The organism is Streptomyces roseifaciens, assembly GCF_001445655.1.
GTDB lineage: Bacteria > Actinomycetota > Actinomycetes > Streptomycetales > Streptomycetaceae > Streptomyces > Streptomyces aureoversilis.
Genome location: NZ_LNBE01000004.1, coordinates 913,646 through 931,742 on the forward strand (window position 1 = coordinate 913,646; position 18,097 = coordinate 931,742).

The following is an 18,097-nucleotide window of genomic DNA, read 5'->3' on the forward strand; positions in this document are numbered from 1 at the left end:
GTTCCGTCGCCCCGGCAGGGTAGCGTCGGGGATGTCATGGAACTCGCATACATTCCCAGCCCGTCGACCGGCGTGATCCACCTCGGACCGGTCCCGCTGCGCGGCTATGCCTTCTGCATCATCATCGGCGTCTTCGTGGCGGTCTGGCTGGGCAACCGGCGCTGGATCGCCCGCGGCGGGCGGGCCGGGACGGTTGCCGACATCGCCGTCTGGGCGGTTCCCTTCGGGCTCGTCGGCGGCCGGCTCTACCACGTCATCACCGACTACGAGCTGTACTTCGGCGAGGGCCGCGACTGGGTCAACTCCTTCAAGATCTGGGAGGGCGGCCTCGGCATCTGGGGCGCCGTCGCGCTCGGCGCGGTCGGCGCATGGATCGGCTGCCGCCGCCGCGGCATCCCCCTGCCGGCCTGGGCGGACGCCCTCGCCCCCGGCCTGGCCGTCGCCCAGGCGATCGGCCGCTGGGGCAACTGGTTCAACCAGGAGCTGTACGGCAAGCCGACGACGCTGCCGTGGGGACTGAAGATCGACGCCGATCCGGCGATCGGCCGGGTCGCCGGGACCTACCACCCGACGTTCCTGTACGAGTCGCTGTGGTGCCTGCTGATCGCGGGCCTGGTGATCTGGGCGGACCGGCGCTTCACCCTCGGGCACGGGCGCGCGTTCGCGCTGTACGTGGCCTCGTACACGGTGGGCCGCTTCTGGTTCGAGTACCTGCGCGTGGATGATACGCACCACGTGCTGGGCCTGCGGCTCAACGGGTGGACGTCGATCGTGGTCTTCATCGCGGCCGTCGCCTACATGATCATCTCCGCGAAGCGGTGCCCCGGCAGGGAGCTCGTGGTGGAACCGGGGGCTATCGGGGAAGCCGGCGAGGGGCCGACTTCCCTGACAAAGCCGGGGAGTGACGGTGACTCGCCCGTAGAGGGCTCGTCCCCCAAACCGAAGAAGGTCTGAGCTTCGCTCGGCACCTCGCCCAGCTAGCGCTGGGGGGACCCCCAAACCCGCCGCAGTGGCTGATCGCCGCTGCGGCGGGATTTTTGTGCCTGCGGCACAGGTCGCTGCAGCGGACCGGACCGGCAACCGGATGGCCTTCCCCGACCCCGCCAGAAGGACCCATACGCCCAGGTCAGCCAGGCCTTCCTTGCTAGCGGATCATCGTGTTCGTGCGTACCTTCGAATCAGCGGGGGCGGGCGGACGAGGCGCCACCCCCAGGGGAAGGGAGCCCACCGGAGATGTCTGTCCTGGAAGCCGTTGCCGCACCGCACGCCGCGCACCGCGACAACCACACGCACCGCGACGTGAACGGCGGCTGGCTGCGCCCCGCGGTGTTCGGTGCCATGGACGGGCTGGTCTCCAACGTCGCCCTGATGACCGGTGTCGCGGGCGGCTCCGCCTCCGCGCAGACGGTCGTCATCGCCGGCCTGGCCGGCCTCGCCGCGGGCGCGTTCTCCATGGCCGCCGGCGAGTACACCTCCGTCGCCTCGCAGCGCGAACTCGTCCTCGCCGAGCTGGACGTGGAGCGCCGGGAGCTGCACAAGCACCCGGCCGACGAGCTGGCGGAGCTGGCCGCGCTCTACGAGTCGCGGGGCGTCGAGCCCAAGCTCGCGCTCGAGGTCGCCATGCAGCTGTCCCGCGACCCCGAGCAGGCGCTGGAGATCCACGCCCGCGAGGAGCTCGGCATAGACCCCTCCGACCTGCCGTCGCCCATGGTCGCGGCGGTGTCGTCGTTCGGCTCGTTCGCGCTCGGCGCGCTCCTGCCCCTGCTGCCGTACCTGCTGGGAGCGACCGCGCTGTGGCCCGCCGTGCTGCTCGCGCTGCTCGGTCTCTTCGCCTGCGGGGCCGTCGTGGCGCGGGTGACGGCCCGCTCCTGGTGGTTCAGCGGCCTGCGCCAGCTGTTCCTGGGCGCCGCGGCCGCGGGTGTGACTTACGCCCTCGGTATTGCCTTCGGCACCGCCCTGGGGTGATGCTTTATGCGGGCTCCCGCATAACGTACGGATGACATCGCGGTTTCAGGCCCTCGACGGCCGGGCACAATCCGGTAGCGCAGCGGGCAACGCCGCCCGCTCTGTGCTGTGTCCGGCGGGGCCGGGCCGGGCGATCCCCAGTGCTTCCGGCAGCTCGCCGCCTTCACCGCAGTGTCCACATGCTGGACCGGTGCTTCCGCTTTTCGAGAAGCGCCCCATCATGTAACCTGCACCAAATTTCTTCCGCAGAGGGCCAACGTCGTCCCTCGGCACATGCACCGGCCGCACCGGCCGGGACTGCCAAGACGACGACGGGAGCCGCCGATGCGATCCGCATCCCACCCCGCCCAGCAGGGTATGTACGACCCGCGGAACGAGCACGACGCCTGTGGCGTCGGCTTCGTCGCGACCCTCACCGGCGAGGCGAGCCATGCGCTCGTGCAGCAGGCGCTCACCGTCCTCCGCAACCTGGAGCACCGCGGCGCCACGGGCTCCGAGCCCGACTCGGGCGACGGCGCCGGCATCCTGATGCAGGTCCCCGATGCCTTCCTGCGCGAGTCCGCCGGCTTCGAGCTCCCCGAGCCCGGCGCGTACGCCGTCGGCATCGCCTTCCTCCCCGCGGACGGCGCGGACGCGGACGCCGCCGTCTCGTCCATCGAGACGATCGCCCGCGAGGAGGGCCTGACCGTCCTCGGCTGGCGCGCCGTCCCCGTCGCCCCCGAGCTGCTCGGCGCCAGCGCCCGCGCCACCATGCCGGACTTCCGCCAGCTCTTCGTCGGCGACGGCGAGAACACCGGGCTCGCCCTCGACCGCAAGGCGTTCGTGCTGCGCAAGCGCGCCGAGCGGGAGGCCGGGGTCTACTTCCCCTCGCTCTCCGCCCGCACCATCGTCTACAAGGGCATGCTGACCACCGGTCAGCTGGAGCCGTTCTTCCCGGACCTCTCCGACCGCCGCTGCGCCACCGCCATCGCGCTGGTCCACTCCCGCTTCTCCACCAACACCTTCCCCAGCTGGCCGCTCGCCCACCCGTACCGGTTCGTCGCCCACAACGGTGAGATCAACACCGTCAAGGGCAACCGCAACTGGATGCGGGCCCGGGAGTCGCAGCTGGCCAGCGAGCTGTTCGGCTCTGCCGACCACGGCGGGGGCCGCGGCATCGACCGCATCTTCCCCGTCTGCACCCCCGACGCCTCCGACTCGGCCTCCTTCGACGAGGTCCTGGAGCTGCTCCACCTCGGCGGCCGGTCCCTGCCGCACAGCGTCCTGATGATGATCCCGGAGGCCTGGGAGAACCACGCCTCCATGGACCCGGCCCGGCGCGCCTTCTACCAGTACCACTCCACCCAGATGGAGCCCTGGGACGGCCCGGCCTGCGTCACCTTCACCGACGGCACCCTCGTCGGCGCCGTCCTCGACCGCAACGGCCTGCGCCCCGGCCGCTACTGGGTCACCGACGAGGGCCTCGTCGTGCTCTCCTCCGAGGTCGGCGTCCTCGACATCGACCCGGCGAAGGTCGTCCGCAAGGGCCGCCTGCAGCCCGGCCGGATGTTCCTGGTCGACACCGAGCACCACCGCATCATCGAGGACGACGAGATCAAGGCCGGGCTCGCCGCCGCGGCGCCCTACGGCGACTGGCTGGAGGCCGGCCTGATCGACCTGGCCGACCTCCCCGAGCGCGAGCACATCGTGCACACCCACGCCTCGGTCACCCGCCGCCAGCAGACCTTCGGCTACACCGAGGAGGAGCTGCGCGTCATCCTCGCGCCCATGGCCAAGGCCGGGGCCGAGCCCATCGGTTCGATGGGGACCGACTCCCCGATCGCCGCGCTCTCCGAGCGGCCCCGGCTGCTCTTCGACTACTTCACCCAGCTGTTCGCGCAGGTCACCAACCCGCCGCTGGACGCCATCCGCGAGGAGCTCGTCACCTCGCTGATCTCCTCCCTCGGCCCGCAGGGCAACCTGCTGGAGCCCACCGCGGCCTCCTGCCGCAGCGTCACCCTGCCCTTCCCCGTCATCGACAACGACGAGCTCGCCAAGCTCATCCACATCAACGCCGACGGCGACATGCCGGGCCTGAAGGCCGTCACCCTCTCCGGCCTCTACCGCGTCACCGGCGGCGGCGAGGCCCTGGCCGCCCGCCTGCAGGAGATCTGCGCCGAGGCCGACGCCGCCATCGCCGACGGCGCCCGGCTCGTCGTCCTCTCCGACCGCCACTCCGACGCCGAGCACGCGCCGATCCCGTCGCTGCTGCTCACCTCCGCCGTCCACCACCACCTCATCCGCACCAAGCAGCGCACCCACGTGGGCCTGCTGGTCGAGGCCGGCGACGTCCGCGAGGTCCACCACGTCGCGCTGCTCATCGGCTACGGCGCGGCGGCCGTCAACCCGTACCTGGCGATGGAGTCCGTCGAGGACCTCGTCCGAGCAGGGACGTTCCTGCAGGACATCGAGCCCGAGGCCGCGATCCGCAACCTCATCAAGGCCCTCGGCAAGGGCGTCCTGAAGGTCATGTCCAAGATGGGCATCTCCACCGTCGCCTCCTACCGCGGCGCCCAGGTCTTCGAGGCGATCGGCCTGAACGAGGAGTTCGTCGAGACCTACTTCCACGGCACCGCCACCAAGATCGGCGGCGCCGGCCTGGACGTCGTCGCCCGCGACGTCGCCGCCCGCCACGCCAAGGCCTACCCGGCCACCGGCATCGCGGCCACCCACCGCCGCCTCGACATCGGCGGCGAGTACCAGTGGCGCCGCGAGGGCGAGCCGCACCTCTTCGACCCCGACACCGTCTTCCGGCTGCAGCACGCCACGCGCGCCCGCCGCTACGACATCTTCAAGCAGTACACCGAGCGTGTGAACGAGCAGTCCGAGCGGCTGATGACGCTCCGCGGCCTGTTCTCGCTCAGGACCGACCGGGAGCCCGTCCCCCTCGACGAGGTCGAGCCCGTCAGCGAGATCGTCAAGCGCTTCTCCACCGGCGCCATGTCGTACGGCTCCATCTCCCGCGAGGCCCACGAGACCCTCGCCATCGCCATGAACCGGCTGGGCGGCAAGTCCAACACCGGCGAGGGCGGCGAGGACCCCGAGCGCCTCTACGACCCCGAGCGCCGCTCCAGCATCAAGCAGGTCGCCTCCGGCCGCTTCGGCGTCACGAGCGAGTACCTGGTCAACTCCGACGACATCCAGATCAAGATGGCCCAGGGCGCCAAGCCCGGCGAGGGCGGCCAGCTGCCCGGCCACAAGGTCTACCCCTGGGTCGCGAAGACCCGGCACTCCACCCCGGGCGTCGGCCTGATCTCGCCGCCTCCGCACCACGACATCTACTCCATCGAGGACCTCGCCCAGCTGATCCACGACCTCAAGAACGCCAACCCGGCCGCCCGCATCCACGTGAAGCTGGTGTCCGAGGTCGGCGTCGGCACGGTCGCGGCGGGCGTCTCCAAGGCCCACGCCGACGTCGTCCTGATCTCCGGCCACGACGGCGGCACGGGCGCCTCGCCGCTCACCTCCCTCAAGCACGCGGGCGGCCCCTGGGAGCTCGGCCTCGCCGAGACCCAGCAGACGCTGCTGCTCAACGGCCTGCGCGACCGCATCGTCGTGCAGACCGACGGCCAGCTGAAGACCGGCCGCGACGTGATCGTCGCCGCCCTCCTCGGCGCCGAGGAGTTCGGCTTCGCCACCGCCCCGCTGGTCGTCTCCGGCTGCGTCATGATGCGCGTCTGCCACCTGGACACCTGCCCGGTCGGCATCGCCACCCAGAACCCCGTGCTGCGCGAGCGGTTCTCCGGCAAGGCCGAATTCGTCGTCAACTTCTTCGAGTTCATCGCCGAGGAGGTCCGCGAGATCCTCGCCGAGCTGGGCTTCCGCACCCTTGAGGAGGCCGTCGGCCAGGCCGAACTCCTCGACACCGGCCGGGCCGTGACCCACTGGAAGGCCCAGGGACTGGACCTCGCCCCGCTGCTGCACGTGCCGGACCTGCCCGCCGGGGCCGTCCGCCACCGCACCACCGAGCAGGACCACGGCCTGGCCAAGGCCCTCGACAACGAGCTCGTCAAGCTGGCCGCCGACGCCCTCGAGGTCTCCTCCGCCGAGGACGCCCGCCCCGTCCGCGCCCAGGTGCCCATCCGCAACATCAACCGCACCGTGGGCACGATGCTCGGCCACGAGGTCACCAAGCGGTTCGGCGGCGCCGGACTGCCCGACGACACCGTCGACATCACCTTCACGGGCTCCGCCGGCCAGTCCTTCGGCGCCTTCCTGCCCCGCGGCGTCACCCTGCGCCTGGAGGGCGACGCCAACGACTACGTGGGCAAGGGCCTCTCCGGCGGCCGCATCGTCGTCCGCCCCGACCGCGGCGCCGACCACCTGGCCGAGTACTCGGTCATCGCCGGCAACACCCTCGCCTACGGCGCCACCGGCGGCGAGATGTTCCTGCGCGGCCGGGTCGGCGAACGCTTCTGCGTCCGCAACTCCGGTGCCACCGTGGTCTCCGAAGGCGTGGGCGACCACGGCTGCGAGTACATGACGGGCGGCCGGGCCGTCGTCCTCGGCGAGACCGGGCGCAACTTCGCGGCCGGCATGTCCGGCGGCGTCGCCTACGTCGTCGACCTCGACCCCGACAACGTCAACAAGGAGCTGGCCGGCGCCGTCGAGACCCTCGACGCCGACGACCGGCAGTGGCTGCACGACGTCGTGCGCCGCCACCAAGAGGAGACCGCCTCCACCGTCGCGGCCGGGCTCCTCGCCGACTGGGACACGGCCGCCGGCCGCTTCCGCAAGGTCGTCCCGGCCACCTACAAGGCAGTGCTCGCCGCCAAGGACGCCGCCGAGCGAGCCGGTCTCTCCGAGACCGAGACCCACGAGAAGATGATGGAGGCGGCGACCCATGGCTGACCCGAAGGGCTTTCTGACCGAGGACCGCGAGGTCGCCCGCACCCGTCCCGTCGCCGAGCGCGTCCGCGACTGGAACGAGGTCCACGTCCCCGGCTCGCTCCTGCCGATCATCAGCAAGCAGGCGAGCCGCTGCATGGACTGCGGCATCCCGTTCTGTCACAACGGCTGCCCGCTCGGGAACCTCATCCCCGAGTGGAACGACTACGCCTACCGCGACGACTGGCAGGCCGCGAGCGAGCGGCTGCACGCGACCAACAACTTCCCCGAGTTCACCGGCCGCCTGTGCCCCGCGCCCTGCGAGTCCGCCTGCGTGCTCGGCATCAACCAGCAGCCCGTCACCATCAAGAACGTCGAAGTCACCATCGTCGACAAGGCGTGGGCCGCGGGCGACGTCACCCCCCAGCCGCCCGAGCGGCTCTCCGGCAAGACCGTCGCCGTCATCGGCTCCGGCCCCGCCGGCCTGGCCGCCGCCCAGCAGCTGACCCGGGCCGGGCACACGGTCGCGGTGTACGAGCGCGCCGACCGCATCGGCGGCCTGCTGCGCTACGGCATCCCCGAGTTCAAGATGGAGAAGCGGCACATCAACCGCCGCATCGAGCAGATGCGCGCGGAGGGCACCAAGTTCCGCACCGAGGTGGAGATCGGCCGCGACATCGACGCCGCCAAGCTCCGCAAGCGCTACGACGCCGTCGTCATCGCCGCCGGCGCCACCACCTCCCGCGACCTGGCCGTCCCCGGCCGCGACCTCAAGGGCGTCCACTTCGCGATGGAGTACCTGCCCATGGCGAACAAGGTGCAGGAGGGCGACCTGACGGTCTCCCCGATCACCGCCGAGGGCAAGCACGTCGTCGTCATCGGCGGCGGCGACACCGGCGCCGACTGCGTGGGCACCGCCCACCGCCAGGGCGCGGCCTCCGTCACCCAGCTGGAGATCATGCCCCGGCCGGGGGAGGAGCGGAACGAGGGCCAGCCCTGGCCCACCTTCCCCATGCTCTACAAGGTCACCTCGGCCCACGAGGAGGGCGGCGAGCGCGTCTACTCCGTCTCCACCACCCACTTCGAAGGGGACGAGGACGGCAACGTCCAGTGGCTGCACCTCGTCGAGGTGGAGTTCGCCGGCGGCAAGCTCACGCAGAAGCCCGGCACCGAGCGGAGGATCCCGGCCCAGCTGGTCACCCTCGCCATGGGCTTCACCGGCACCGACGTGCAGAACGGCCTCGTCGAGCAGTTCGGCCTGGAGCTGGACGCCCGCGGCAACATCGCCCGCGACGCCGACTACGCCACCAACGTCCCCGGCGTGTTCGTCGCCGGTGACGCCGGGCGCGGCCAGTCCCTCATCGTCTGGGCCATCGCCGAGGGCCGCTCCGCCGCCCGCGGCGTGGACCGCCACCTCACCGGCACCAGCACCCTGCCGGCCCCGGTCCGCCCGACGGACCGCTCCCTGACGGTCTGACCCTCCCCGAAAAGCTCGCGGCGCCTGCCCCACCCCGACCACAGGTGGCAGGCGCCGCGCTGTCGTACCCGCGCCGTACCGGCCGTCACCCGGTCCGGCGCACCAGCAGATCGCGGAACTCCACCTTCGCGTCCTCGGTGTACACCCCCACGCTGCCCTCCCGGTAGGGCCGCTCGTGGTCCTCGTAGGCCACCAGGCCCCGGCCGTCGACGCTCACCTCCATGCGTGCGCCGCGCTGCGCGACGCGGACGGAGGACCACTCGCCTACGGGGAAGCTCCCCTGGCCGGTCGCCAGGAAGCGCTGCCCGCCCTCGTAGGCCGGGTCGCGCTTGCCGAGCTCCCAGCCGTTGGGCTTGAGGGTGACGTAGTAGAAGTGCTCGGGGTCGGTGTACGCCCACAGCAGCCACGGCACCTCCCACGGATTGGGCTCGGGCGTGCGCAGCTGGGCGACGGTCCGCATGCGCGCCTCGTAGTCCAGATCCCCGAAGCGGTCCGTGGAGACGATCAGTCCGGCGTGGGTCTCGTCCGGCACCCGGGCGGGCAGGGGGGCGAGGAAGAGGCCGTCGTGGCGGCCGATGTTCTCGCCGTGGCCGTCGAAGACCGACCGCCACGGGCCGTGGACCGAGCCCTCGGCCCACGGCCGCTCCGGCTCGCCGTCGCCGGACCAGAGGCTGCTCGCCGCGAGGGCGGCGCCCGCCACCACGACGGCGGCGAGCAGCGCGAGACCGAGCAGCCGCTGAACTCTCGTCATGCCGTCGAGTATGACCCCGGCCCCTCGGTGCGGGAGGCGACCAGTTCGGGCCCGCCGCCGTCGTCCGGGTCGGCGCCGAAGTCCTCCGCGAGCTGGGCGATGATGCGGTCGGTGGCGTGTCCGTCCCCGAAGGGATTGCCCGCCGTGGCCATCCGCTCGTAGGCGGCAGGATCATCCAAAAGGTGGACGGCGGCCTCCAGGATGCACTCCGGTTCGGTGCCCACGAGCCGGGCCGCGCCGGCCTCGACCGCCTCGGGGCGCTCGGTGGTCGTGCGCAGCACGAGGGCGGGCTTGCCGAGGGTGGGGGCCTCCTCCTGGATGCCGCCGGAGTCGGTGAGGACCAGGTCGCATCCGGCGAGCGTGGCGGAGAAGTCGAGGTAGCCGAGCGGTTCGACGACCTCGATGTGCGGGTGGCCGGTCAGCTCCGGCAGGAGGGCCTCGCGGACCGCGGGGCTCTTGTGCAGCGGCACCACCATCTCCACGTCGCCGCGGTCGGCGAGCCGGCACAGGGCCCGGCCCATGGAGCGCATCACCGCGCCCTGGTTCTCGCGGCGGTGCAGGGTGACCAGCACGCGCCGCAGGCCGGTGCGGAAGAGGCAGCGGCCGGTGCCCTCGGCCAGCACCCACAGCAGGTTGTCGATGACGGTGTTGCCGGTGGTGAACACTTCGGCGTCCGGGACGCCTTCGGCCGCCAGGTGGGCCGCGGCGCGCTCCGTGGGCGCGAAGTGCCAGCGGGCCATACGCCCTATCAGGCGCCGGTTGAGCTCCTCCGGGAAGGGGTTGTCGAGGACGCCGGTGCGCAGGCCGGCCTCCACGTGGGCGATGGGGACGTGCTCGTAGAACGCGGCGAGGGCGCCGGTCAGGGCGGTGGTGGTGTCGCCCTGGACGACGACGAGGTCGGGGCGCCCGGCACGGATCACCTCGCCGAGGCCGTCCACGAGGCGGGCGGTGAGGGTGGACAGCTGCTGCCGCTCGCGCATGACGTCGAGCCCGGTGTGGACCGGTACGCGCAGCAGGTCCAGCATCTGGTGGAGCATCTCGCGGTGCTGGCCGGTGGTGACGACGAGCGGCTCGAAGAGCGGGGAGTGCGCCATGGCACGGGCCACGGGCGCCAGTTTGATGGCCTCGGGTCGGGTGCCCAGTACGAGCATGGCGCGTACGGGCGCGGTGATGAGGTCAGCGGACATGGTTCTCCCTGGGAAAGGCCTGTCGCGGGGAAGGCCTGACGGGCGGGTGGAGTGCGGGGGTTCGGGTGCGCGCGGTCGCTTCAGGTGCGCGCCGTCTTCAGCCACGTCTGCTTGCCGGTGAGCATCCGCCACAGTCCCCACCAGCCGGCCGCGAACCAGATGTAGCCGTAGAAGATGAAGACGTGCGAGAGCAGGATCGAGCGCACGAGCCCGAGGCCGCGTTCGCGCCGGCGGTAGACGAATCCGTACGCGTAGGCCGCGGTGAAGGAGAGCACGTACGGGCCGATGATCCACATCGGGGAGATCAGGGCGCGCCCGGCCTGCACGGAGCCGATGACGGTGCCGGCCACCGCGACCAGGAAGGACAGCGGCAGCAGGGAGGTGAGCAGGATCAGGACCGGGCTGGAGAGGTGGTAGAGCAGGTCGACGGCGGCGCGGGTGGGGACGGAGCGCAGGATCAGCGGCACCAGCCCCGCCGACTGCAGGTGGCCCTGGAACCAGCGGGAGCGCTGGCGCACCAGGCGCCGTACGTCGAGCACGGCCTGCTGGGAGACGGCCGCCGCGGTGCAGTGCTGGTTGGTCCAGCCGCGGGCGATGAGGCGGACCCCGAGGTCGAGGTCCTCGGTCAGCGAGTCGCTCCAGGGCCCGCCGGCCGTCTCGCCGGGCGGGGCGAGGGAATCCAGCGCGGCGAGCCGCATGAACTGTCCGTTGCCGCCCATTCCGACGCTGCCGATATAGCGCCGGGCGCACTGGAAGATATCGCCGTAGATGACGAATTCCATGTCCTGGAGCCGGGCCAGCAGCCCTTGGTGGCGGTTGTACATCCGTACGCCGACCTGGGTGGCGCCGGTGCGCGGATTGTCGAAGAAGGGGTCGACGGACTGGACCACGTGTTCGTCGAGGCGGCCGTCGGCGTCGACGACGCAGACGATGACGTCGCGCGGGTCGTAGCCGTCGAGCAGGCCCGACTCGCGCAGGTGCCGTATTCCGGCGTTGAGGGCGGCGCCCTTGCCCCGGCGGGCATCGGGCAGGGTGCGCTGCAGCAGCCGGACGCGCTCGGGGTCGGCGGCGCGGGCGACCTCCGCGGTCCCGTCGTCGGAGCCGTCGTCGATCACCAGGGCGAGGAAATTGCCTGCGGGCAGGGCAGTGATGCGGGCCAGGCTCTCGGCGAGAACCTTTTCCTCGTTCAGACAGGCGAGCAGAAAGACGTACAGACGCCGTTGGCGGGGGCCGCGGACGCGGCGCACCCGGCGCCGGGAGAGCAGGAAGAGAGCGGTGTTGTAGCAGCCCGCCATCACGATGATGGCGATGGCGGATCCCAGCAGGATCTCGCCGGTCAAGGCCGGCCGCCGGGGCTGTGGTCCATGGTGGTGGCGCGGACGGCGAACCAGAGTTTGACGGCGATGATGACGAAAGCGCTCGCACAGTACAAGAGGAATCCGGCCCCGGCCGCCTCCTGCAATCCGCGGGCAAATGGAATGCCCGGTAGCACTTCCGGTGCCGCAGTGAGCCCGGCCATGGGCAGGACGGATCCCAGAGCGGGTTTTCCGTACATGAGTTCTCCCCCGTATGTCGCCTCGATGCGAGGCAAGGCATGCGCAGGGAAGGTATCAGATCAGACAGGTACTACTGTCGGACTTGATGAGAATTGTTGGAGCGGAATCTCAAATTCGGTGAACGTACCGGTAATTATGCCTGGTGATCGCTTATCTGTGACGGGTGTGACCTCTGGTCTGCACCAGGATGGCTGCACGGAACTGCACATTCGAGATCGAAGTTGTCTATTGACATACATCCTTCCCGGCCAGAAGAATCTGGCGCCTGTCGGGCCCCCGAAGGAACGGGGGTGGCGACCGCTGCATTACCCAGGGGGAATTTCATGCAAAAGAAGTGCTGGAGATCCAGGAAAGTCCGGATCTCCGCCGTCGTCATGCTCCTCGCCGCCCTGCTGGGCGGCGTCGTGCTTTCCCGGAGCGCCGAGGGCGCGATATCCCGGCCGCGCGCCACCGACGCCGTGAACCCGGTCTCGCTCTCACCGAACAGCACCAAGGACCTCGCCGCCGCGGTGAAGGCCCGGATCGGCTCGGACCGGCTGCGCCGCGCGGGCAGGCTGGCCCTGACCCTCGCGCCCCTCACGAAGGCCCCCGCCGCCCAGGCGGCCGCCGCTCCGGCCGGCACCTCGGCCCTCGTCCTGTACGACAACGCCGGCCCCTACGGGCAGCTGGGCGAGCTCTACGCCATGGCGACGGCCAACCTCGCCGGCCACTTCGGCACCGTCACCGCCAAGCCCGTCTCGGCCTACACCGCCGGCATGGTGAACCAGTACACCGCCACGGTCTACCTCGGTTCGACCTACTACGGGGGCACCATCCCCGACGCCGTCCCCGCCGCCTTCTACCAGGACGCGCTGGCCACGAGCCGGCCCGTGACCTGGATCGGCGACAACATCTGGAACATGGCGGGCGCCGTCGGCGTCACGCAGTTCAAGCAGAAGTACGGCTGGGACCCCACCAACTCGTACTACGAGTCCGGCGGTTCCGTCGGGAACATCAACCAGGTCACGTACAAGGGACGGCAGCTGACCCGGAAGATCCCCGCCGGCCAGGACGGGGGAGTGCTCCACCCGGACATCCTCACCGGGCCCGGCTACCCGGCGGTCACCCGCCTCGCCGAGGCCAAGGACGGCACCTCCGGCGCCGTCAGCCCCTGGGCGATCCGCTCCTCGAACCTCACCTACCTCGGCGAGATGCCCTTCGCCTACGTCTCCGAGAGCGACCGCGTCATCGTCTTCGAAGACCTCCTCTTCGACGCCCTCGCCCCCGCGACCGCCGAGCGCCACCGGGCCTTCGTGCGGCTGGAGGACATCAGCCCCAAGGCCGAGCCCGCCCAGCTGCGGGCCATCGCGAACTACCTCAAGTCGCAGAACATCCCGTACGGGATCAACGTCATCCCGGTCTACAAGGACCCCAAGGGCACCTACAACAACGGCGTCCCCGAGACCGTCACCCTCGCCCAGGCCCCGGCCGTCGTCGCCGAGCTGAAGCACATGCTCGCCAACGGCGCCGTCCTGATGAACCACGGCTACACCCACCAGTACGGCACGGCGAACAACCCCTACAACGGCGTCACCGGCGACGACTTCGAGTTCTTCCGCGCCCACGTCGACACCTCGGACAACGTGATCCTCGACGGGCCGCCCGCGGAGGACTCCACCGTCTGGGCCCAGAGCCGGGTCACCCAGGCCCTGGCGGGCTTCGCCGCCGCCGGACTGCCGAAACCGGCCTTCTGGACCACTCCGCACTACGCGGCCTCCGCCACCGACTACCGTGTCTTCGGCCAGAACTACTCCGCCCGCCTGGAGCGCTCGTTGTACTTCTCCGGCACGCTCACCGGTGGCACACCGGACACCGGCCGCTACATCGGCCAGTTCTTCCCGTACGCGGTCAAGGACGTCTACGGGACGACCGTCCTGCCCGAGAACATCGGCAACTACGAGCCCGACGCGTACAACAACCACCCGCCCCGCTTCCCCGCCGACCTGATCGCCTCGGCCAAGGCCAACCTGGCCGTCCGCGACGGCGTGGCGAGCTTCTTCTACCACCCCTACTACCCGGTGGCGCCGCTGCAGCAGACGATCGAGGGCATCAAGGCCCTCGGCTACACCTTCGTCGGCCCCGCGGACCTGAAGCAGTGAACGCCCGGAGGAGGGCGGCCGGCGCGCTGCTCGCGGCCGCCCTCCTCCTCGCCGGGTGCTCCTCCGGCCGGGGAGGGGAGGGCGGGGAGGAGGGGCCCGGACCGAGCACGGGCACCCGCCCCGGGGACGGAAAGGCGGCGGGACTGCGCGGCATCACGCTCCCCTCGTGGAACACCGGCGACTACAGCAGCCCCGACGCCGCGGCGTACCTGCGGCAGATCGCGGCCACCGGCGCCCGCTGGGTGACCTTCACCCCCACCTGGTACCAGGACGGCGCCGCCGAGGCGGACATGCACACCACCGGCGAGACCGCCGGCGACGACAGCCTCCGGCACATCATCGGGCTCGCCCACCGGACCGGCCTCAAGGTCATGCTCAAACCCCACGTCGACCTCGCGCAGGGCGGCGACCGGGCGGGCATCCGGCCGCACGACCCCGGCGCCTGGTTCAGCGCGTACGAGCGCTTCATCACCCACTACGCGAAGCTCGCCGAAGACACGGGGGCCGAACAGTTCGCCGTCGGCACCGAACTGGCCGGCACCTCCCGCGACGGCGCCCGCTGGAGCAAGGTCGTCCGGGCCGTCCGCGCGCAGTACCGCGGGCCGCTGACCTACGCCGCCAACTACGACGAGTACCGCACCGTCCCCTTCTGGGACGACCTCGACGTCATCGGCATCGACGCCTACTGGCCCCTCGCCGACCGCCCCACCGCCGACGCCGCCCGGCTGCGCGACGCCTGGAAGCCCATCACGCGGGAGCTCGCCGCCTTCTCCGCCCGCCACCACCGCAGGATCCTCTTCACCGAGGCCGGCTACGTCAGCCAGCGCGGCGCCACCACCGCGCCCTACTCCTGGACCGTCAGCAAGAGCGCCGGGGAGGACGAACAGGCCGCCGCCTACGAGGCGCTGCTCACCGCCCTCGACGGAAAGCCCTGGTGGGCGGGGGTCTGCTGGTGGATGTGGGACGACTGGCCCGACAGCGGCGAGACCCCGCGGCGCCTCGCCTACACCCCGCATGGCAAGCCGGCCGAGAAGATCCTGCGCGGGCACTGGCGCAACGGCGGTACGGGTTGAGGGCAGCCGGGCGCGGCCCTACGTGTCGCAGTCGAGCACGGTGCGGCAGAGCCCGCAGCGTGCTCGTACCTTTCCCCGTACCGGCACCCGGATGCGCTGGTGGCACGTCGGGCACGGGAAGCTGACCCGCAGCGGGCCGTCGCCCTCGAAGGCGTAGTCCCGCTCGCCCGGCGTGCCGGGCCTCGCGCTCTGCACGGCGCGCCGGTCGCGGGCGTAGCGGTGGCGGCCGAGCCGCCCGGCCGCCGCGAGCGGGGGCCGCCGGCCGTCGCGCCGGGCCTCCGCCAGGCCCTTCACGTAGGCCTCGTACGCCTGGGGGCTGGTGAACCACGGGGAGGGGTCCTCGCCGAAGGCCAGCGCCCGCTTGGCGATGACGTAGCCGAACTCCTCCGGGGTGAGGTAGCCGAGCTTCTGCGTGGAGACCGACGACTCGCGGTAGGCGTCCAGCAGCAGCCAGCCCGCCCCCAGGTAGGCCGCCGCGGTGTCGGTGAGGATCTCGTTGTCCCGCGTGCCGGGGAAGGCGAGGCCGAGCCGGTGCAGGTAGACGTGCATGACCTCGTGGGAGAGGGCCGCGCCGATGTCCCTGCGGTGGGTCTTGAAGCGGGAGTTGAGCTCGATGAAGTACTCCGGGCCGGCGGCGAGCTCGATGCTGCCCGCGTGCCGCATCTCGCGGAAGCTGACGATCATCCGGGCGTCCGGCAGCCGCAGGTGCCGCACCATCGCGCCGGCGACGCGCTGCACGCCGAGGTAGGGATTCTCCTCGTCGGAGAAGGCGACGTCGGACGGGGGCACGCTGAGCCCGAAGCTGTGCACCGTGTCGTAGGAGAGGCGCTTGTACAGCGCGGTGATCGCGGCGCGCACCGTCGCGATGTGCGGAAAGCCGTGCACGATCTCGATGCCGGTGCCCACGCGTGACCACCCCCTGGGGTCCCCCTGCCGGCCGCTGCGCCCCCTGTCCACTGTACGGGCGGGGCCCCGCCGGCGGGCAGTGCGCCGGGCTGGCCGAAACGGGGTGCTTGTCGCACGTTCGTCCGATCCTCATAATCGCACCGCGCATCGAAGGTTCGATTCCGGTAATCGGACGGCCGGGATTGTCATGAGCCTGACATTCGTGCGTAACCTCCCACGAAAGGAAGACCGTTGCGCTCCTTCCTCTTCACGCTCAGGAGAACCGTCGCCGTCGGCGCGGCCACCGTCGCCGCGCTCGCCCTCACCGCCACCGCCGCCCTGGCCGACGACCCCACCCCGCGCCCGGGCGTGGTCGGCGGCACCCCCGCCCAGCAAGGCGAATTCCCCTGGATGGTGCGGCTGTCCATGGGATGCGGCGGCTCGCTCTACACCCAGCAGATCGTCCTCACCGCGGCCCACTGCGTCAGCGGCAGCGGCGCCAACACCTCCATCACCGCCACGGCCGGCGTCGCCGACCTCGGCTCCTCCCAGGCGATCAAGGTGAAGTCCACCCGGGTGCTCCAGGCCCCCGGCTACAACGGCTCCGGCAAGGACTGGGCGCTGATCAAGCTCGCGCAGCCCATCAACCTGCCGACCCTCAAGACCGCCGACACCTCCGCCTACAACAACGGCACCTTCACCATCGCCGGCTGGGGCGCGGACCGCGAAGGCGGCAGCCAGCAGCGGCAGCTCCTCAAGGCCACCGTCCCCTTCGTCGACGACACCGCCTGCCAGAAGGCCTACGGCAACCTCATAGCCGGCGAGGAGATCTGCGCCGGGTACCTCGACCAGGGCGGCGTCGACACCTGCCAGGGCGACTCCGGCGGCCCGATGTTCCGCAAGGACGCGGCCGGCGCCTGGATCCAGGTCGGCATCGTCAGCTGGGGCGAGGGCTGCGCCCGGCCGCACTACCCCGGCGTCTACACCGAGGTGAGCACCTTCGCGGCGAACATCAAGAGCGCCGCCGCGAGCCTGGGCGGCTGACGACCGGCCTGCCCGGCGGATCCCGCCACGTCCCGCCGGGCAGGCCCCGCCCCCCCGGCCCGCTGGGCCGTCCGGATGGTCCCGCGAACCCGTACGGACCAGTCCCGGTACGGCCCTCCCCGGCCCGCCCGCCCGACTCCGGTATGACGTGGGCGGGCCTCCGTCATCCTTTCGGCCGAGGCGGGAATGGTCGGACAGTCGAGGTGTGGGCGCGATAAAGGCCCGTAACGTGAGGAGCGTGGCCCGCCGGCCCCGGAGGACGACACGAATCCGGGGCGCCCGCGGCGGCCGCAGACCGAGCCGTCCGTTACGGAAAGGGACCACCTCCGTGTCCGCCAAGACCCGCATCGCCGCCGCCACCGTCCTCGCCGCAGCCGTCGGCGCGGTGGCCTGGCCCACGGCGAGCGCGTTCGCCGCGGACCTGCGCACCGCCGGCGACACGGACGGCGGCAGCGGCCGCCCCACCCGCCCGGACCGCCCCGTCGTCGTGCAGCAGGTCCAGCTGCCCGACGGCAGCCGGGCCCGGCTGACCTCCGGCGAGCGCGGCACGACCGTCACCGTGACCAAGCACGGCAAGCAGCGCCACACCTTCGACACCGCCCGCCCCACGGCCGACCTCGACCGGCTCCACCTGCGCATCCTCGGCGGCGACACGCACAAGCCCACCCTGCGCGCCTCCCTCGACGGCACCGGGCTGACGAACTACTACGACTTCGCCTCCGGCACGCTGCGGCACACCCCCGACGGGGCCGAGGGCACCACGGTCACGAGCAGCGGCGCCGGCCACGACAAGGGCGCCAAGCACGCCCGCGGCGTGGTCACCGTGCGCAACGGCTCCGCGGAGGGCCACGAGCAGCAGGCCACGCCCCCCGCGCGCACCCTCCACGCGGCCTCCAGCAACCCCGTCAAGCGCGTCGTCGAGGCCGGCGAGGTCATCAAGGTCCGCCACGACATCGGCACCCCCGCCCTCGCGGGCGGCGCCGGGCTGCTCGCCCTCGGCGGCGGCGCCTACGGCATGCGCCGCCTCGCCGCCCGGCGCGCCGCCGCCCGCACCGGAGCCTGACCCGCGGTTGCGGCGGCCCAGCGGCCCCGCTGACATGGAGGGGCGGCCGGAGGCGGCACCGGCCCGTCACCCGCACACACCAGGCCCCCGCA

Annotated in this window: 13 protein-coding genes; 8 read left to right on the forward strand and 5 right to left on the reverse strand. The window is 71.8% G+C overall.

Annotation, left to right across the window (positions count from 1 at the left end):
- Positions 1–36: 36 nt before the first annotated feature.
- From lgt to AS857_RS21245, 4 genes are all read left to right on the forward strand, one after another.
- Positions 37–954 (forward strand): prolipoprotein diacylglyceryl transferase, encoded by a 918-nt coding sequence (gene lgt / locus AS857_RS21230; RefSeq protein ID WP_058044871.1) that lies wholly within the window; start codon positions 37–39, stop codon positions 952–954.
- A 279-nt stretch (positions 955–1,233) separates the two neighbouring features.
- On the forward strand, positions 1,234–1,965 hold the full coding sequence (locus AS857_RS21235; RefSeq protein ID WP_058044872.1) for a VIT1/CCC1 transporter family protein: 732 nt from the start codon (positions 1,234–1,236) through the stop codon (positions 1,963–1,965).
- A gap of 324 nt (positions 1,966–2,289) precedes the next feature.
- Positions 2,290–6,855 (forward strand): glutamate synthase large subunit, encoded by a 4,566-nt coding sequence (gene gltB, locus AS857_RS21240; protein ID WP_079110544.1) that lies wholly within the window; start codon positions 2,290–2,292, stop codon positions 6,853–6,855.
- A complete protein-coding gene (locus AS857_RS21245; protein WP_058044874.1) occupies positions 6,848–8,308 on the forward strand; it encodes a glutamate synthase subunit beta in 1,461 nt (486 codons plus the stop codon). Before gltB ends, AS857_RS21245 begins: the two co-directional genes overlap by 8 nt.
- An 85-nt stretch (positions 8,309–8,393) precedes the next feature.
- Here the strand turns inward: AS857_RS21245 and AS857_RS21250 are convergent, their stop codons facing one another.
- The 4 genes from AS857_RS21250 to AS857_RS40720 form a co-directional block, all read right to left on the reverse strand.
- Complete coding sequence (locus AS857_RS21250; protein ID WP_058044875.1) at positions 8,394–9,059, reverse strand: 3-keto-alpha-glucoside-1,2-lyase-like domain-containing protein; 666 nt, start codon at positions 9,057–9,059, stop codon at positions 8,394–8,396.
- Positions 9,056–10,246, reverse strand: a complete 1,191-nt coding sequence (gene wecB / locus AS857_RS21255; RefSeq protein ID WP_058044876.1) for a non-hydrolyzing UDP-N-acetylglucosamine 2-epimerase — start codon at positions 10,244–10,246, stop codon at positions 9,056–9,058. Before wecB ends, AS857_RS21250 begins: the two co-directional genes overlap by 4 nt.
- An 80-nt stretch (positions 10,247–10,326) precedes the next feature.
- The gene (locus AS857_RS21260) at positions 10,327–11,586 is read right to left on the reverse strand and encodes a glycosyltransferase family 2 protein (protein ID WP_107105638.1); all 1,260 of its coding nucleotides are present in this window, start codon (positions 11,584–11,586) and stop codon (positions 10,327–10,329) included.
- Complete coding sequence (locus tag AS857_RS40720; RefSeq protein WP_216824006.1) at positions 11,583–11,801, reverse strand: hypothetical protein; 219 nt, start codon at positions 11,799–11,801, stop codon at positions 11,583–11,585. The genes AS857_RS21260 and AS857_RS40720 overlap by 4 nt, the downstream gene beginning before the upstream one ends.
- A gap of 324 nt (positions 11,802–12,125) precedes the next feature.
- Between AS857_RS40720 and AS857_RS21265 the strand changes: the two genes are divergently transcribed.
- Positions 12,126–13,940 carry a DUF2334 domain-containing protein gene (locus tag AS857_RS21265; protein WP_058044877.1) on the forward strand — a complete coding sequence of 605 codons (1,815 nt, stop codon included), beginning with the start codon at positions 12,126–12,128 and terminating at the stop codon, positions 13,938–13,940.
- Entirely contained in the window at positions 13,937–15,013 is a 1,077-nt protein-coding gene (locus AS857_RS21270; RefSeq protein WP_058044878.1) for a glycoside hydrolase family 113, read from the forward strand. Before AS857_RS21265 ends, AS857_RS21270 begins: the two co-directional genes overlap by 4 nt.
- An 18-nt stretch (positions 15,014–15,031) precedes the next feature.
- Here the strand turns inward: AS857_RS21270 and AS857_RS21275 are convergent, their stop codons facing one another.
- Positions 15,032–15,919 (reverse strand): hypothetical protein, encoded by an 888-nt coding sequence (locus tag AS857_RS21275; protein ID WP_058044879.1) that lies wholly within the window; start codon positions 15,917–15,919, stop codon positions 15,032–15,034.
- Positions 15,920–16,150: 231 nt separating this feature from the next.
- Here AS857_RS21275 and AS857_RS21280 point away from each other — a divergent pair, with 231 nt between their 5' ends.
- Together AS857_RS21280 and AS857_RS21285 are read left to right on the forward strand one after the other, a co-directional pair.
- Positions 16,151–16,942: a S1 family peptidase gene (locus AS857_RS21280; protein ID WP_058044880.1), complete on the forward strand. Its 792-nt coding sequence runs from the start codon at positions 16,151–16,153 to the stop codon at positions 16,940–16,942.
- A gap of 328 nt (positions 16,943–17,270) precedes the next feature.
- Positions 17,271–18,005, forward strand: a complete 735-nt coding sequence (locus AS857_RS21285; protein ID WP_058044881.1) for a hypothetical protein — start codon at positions 17,271–17,273, stop codon at positions 18,003–18,005.
- The last annotated feature ends 92 nt before the right edge of the window (positions 18,006–18,097 follow it).

Excerpts from the sequence above, each read along its gene's own strand:
- AS857_RS21235 (WP_058044872.1), top strand. The coding sequence starts at position 1,234 with ATGTCTGTCCTGGAAGCCGTTGCCGCACCGCACGCCGCGCACCGCGAC.
- AS857_RS21250 (WP_058044875.1), bottom strand. The coding sequence starts at position 9,059 with ATGACGAGAGTTCAGCGGCTGCTCGGTCTCGCGCTGCTCGCCGCCGTC.
- lgt (WP_058044871.1), top strand. The coding sequence starts at position 37 with ATGGAACTCGCATACATTCCCAGCCCGTCGACCGGCGTGATCCACCTC.
- AS857_RS21265 (WP_058044877.1), top strand. The coding sequence starts at position 12,126 with ATGCAAAAGAAGTGCTGGAGATCCAGGAAAGTCCGGATCTCCGCCGTC.
- wecB (WP_058044876.1), bottom strand. The coding sequence starts at position 10,246 with ATGTCCGCTGACCTCATCACCGCGCCCGTACGCGCCATGCTCGTACTG.
- AS857_RS21245 (WP_058044874.1), top strand. The coding sequence starts at position 6,848 with ATGGCTGACCCGAAGGGCTTTCTGACCGAGGACCGCGAGGTCGCCCGC.
- gltB (WP_079110544.1), top strand. The coding sequence starts at position 2,290 with ATGCGATCCGCATCCCACCCCGCCCAGCAGGGTATGTACGACCCGCGG.
- AS857_RS40720 (WP_216824006.1), bottom strand. The coding sequence starts at position 11,801 with ATGTACGGAAAACCCGCTCTGGGATCCGTCCTGCCCATGGCCGGGCTC.